The sequence below is a fragment of the Pedobacter sp. genome, assembly GCF_045628745.1.
Taxonomy (GTDB): Bacteria; Bacteroidota; Bacteroidia; order Sphingobacteriales; family Sphingobacteriaceae; genus Pedobacter.
Map to the genome: position 1 here is coordinate 1 of NZ_JAZQPU010000488.1, position 2,272 is coordinate 2,272.

The 2,272-nt window shown below is 42.0% G+C and carries 1 protein-coding gene and 1 pseudogene; both read right to left on the reverse strand.

Annotated elements, in window-relative coordinates; genetic code table 11:
- A pseudogene (locus tag ACR2F7_RS17850) lies at positions 1 to 231 on the reverse strand (hypothetical protein); the annotation flags it as partial.
- A gap of 29 nt (positions 232 to 260) precedes the next feature.
- On the reverse strand, positions 261 to 2,272 hold a 2,012-nt coding region (locus tag ACR2F7_RS17855), incomplete at its 5' end, for a glycoside hydrolase family 2 TIM barrel-domain containing protein (RefSeq protein ID WP_432714891.1).

The window sequence follows — 2,272 nt, forward strand, 5'->3', positions numbered from 1 at the left end:
TACCTCAACATACTGCACTTTTATGCGATGTTCTTTATTGTCAACATGGACCGAAGTCACCTTCGGCATCCTGATTTTCAGGCTGTCTTTGGCCAGGTTATACAACACCGGCCTACACATTTTATCCATCTCAGCAAGCCAGATTTCCCGGTCATTTTTGAGGTTTGCCTTCTCTTTTTTAACTTTCTGTCCGTATAAGTTACTGACTGCAAAGGCAGTCAGTAACAACATACAGGTAACTTTTATAGGTAGTGTTCTCATTAAAGAAGTTTCATGATGTAGCTGTAAACAAACTTTTTATCAGTCAGCAAATATTCCTGGTGAGGTTTCCTTCCCCAGCTGTCGTCACCGCCAACACCTCTTTGTTTGAGGTCAATGTTGAGAAACACCTCATCTCTTCTGCGGATATCAGTAATGTGTTGTTGTTTTTTATTCATCCCCGGGTCAAGGTCTTCCGTGCTTACATCCAGTGCACTTACACTCAAAGGCTGCAAACCTTCAATCAAAAGACCATTTCCCTGGTCGTTAGTTAGTTCTAACCAACGCACATCGGTTTTATTTCCGCTTTCCTGAGGACGGATGTAACCACTGTAAAACTGGTTTTTATAATCATCTTTATAGATGCCAATCAGGGATGCCGTATTTCTGTCGCTGTAATTTTCCCATGGACCTCTGCCATAATACCTAAAATTTCCGTACCGGCCTTGCAGGTTCATCCTCATGCCAAAACGTGGCAGCTCAGGAAGGTTCCTGTTGTACATGTCCATCACTGCGGTAACTTTTACGGCAGCATCTGGTAAAATTACATAAGTAATGGTATAAGGAACAGCAATGCCACTCAGTTCCATTTCTACGGTAATGGCGAGCCCTTCAGCATCCTGCTTACCTACGGTAACTTTTTTAACCTCCCTGTTTTCATGTGCATTGCGCCAAATACCCATGTTGCTCGGCATATGGTTACCAAAATCATTATCTGTTGGTGCACGCCAGAAATAAGGCTCAGGAAATCTCCATATAAAGGATTTCCCATTTTTTGAAAACTTGTTTAACTTGCCTGACCTGAGGTCAAATTCTCCCGATATGTCTCCTGCCGTAAAAGTCAGGTAATTTGCATCTTGTTTTACATTCAGCTCATTTTTAGCCGCTATAATTTGCTTTGCAAAGAAATTGCCTGAGTGCAAAAACTGCTCATAGGCCACTTCAGCTAAAGCGGGCAATACTTCTGTAGAATCTTTGGTGAAAGCACGTACAGTAAGCATCACTTCTTCGCCTGCAGCAGCTTTTACAGTTGGCAAAGGAAGGCTAACTGCTTTTTTCTGATGTGGTGCCAATTGCATGGCAAATTTTCCCTGTTTAACGCTCACGCCGTTTTTGAACAGCTCCCAGGTAAAATTAAACTTATCGAGGTTGGTAAAGTCGAATTTGTTTTCTACCTGTATCTTGCCCTGTGCAATATTGACAGGTGTAAAATCAATATTTTGGTAAACTTTTTTCACTTCATAAAGGCCCGGGTCTGGGGTACGGTCAGAACTTAGCAAACCATCGGCTACACCATTCTCATCATTTTGCCAGTAAAAGCCACCTAAATCACCACCATAAGCCCAGAAAGTTTTGCCATTATCATCTTTAGTTTTTAATCCCTGGTCTACCCAATCCCAAATAAAACCACCTTGCATGTGTTTTGAGGAGTTAATGATATCCCAGTATTCTTTAAAATTACCATTGCTATTACCCATTGCATGTGCATATTCACACATGATATAAGGGCGTTCTTTATTGGCTGCGGCATAGCTTTTCATGCTGTTTATGCCCGGATACATGGGGGCAACAATATCTGTGTTGGAATTCTCACCCGCTTGTTCAAATTGTACCATCCTGGTATTGTCGCGTTGTTTAATCCATTTATACATGTCATGAAAAACAGGACCGTTACCGCACTCATTACCCAGCGACCAAATGATAACAGAGGGGTGATTTTTATCTGTTTCTACTAATCTTTTGATCCTGTCTGTATGCGCTGGGGCCCATTCTGGTAAATAAGCAGGGTGTTTTGTTTTATCAAATCTGCCTTGTAATTCGGCACCCATACCATGGGTTTCAATGTTAGCCTCATCTACGAGGTAAAGACCATATTGATCACATAATTTATACCACAATGGGTCATTTGGATAGTGACTGGTCCGCACGGCATTGATATTGAAAGCCTTCATCAGCCTGATGTCTTTCAACATGATTTCCCGCCGAGGCACATGGCCTTCCACATCATCATGCT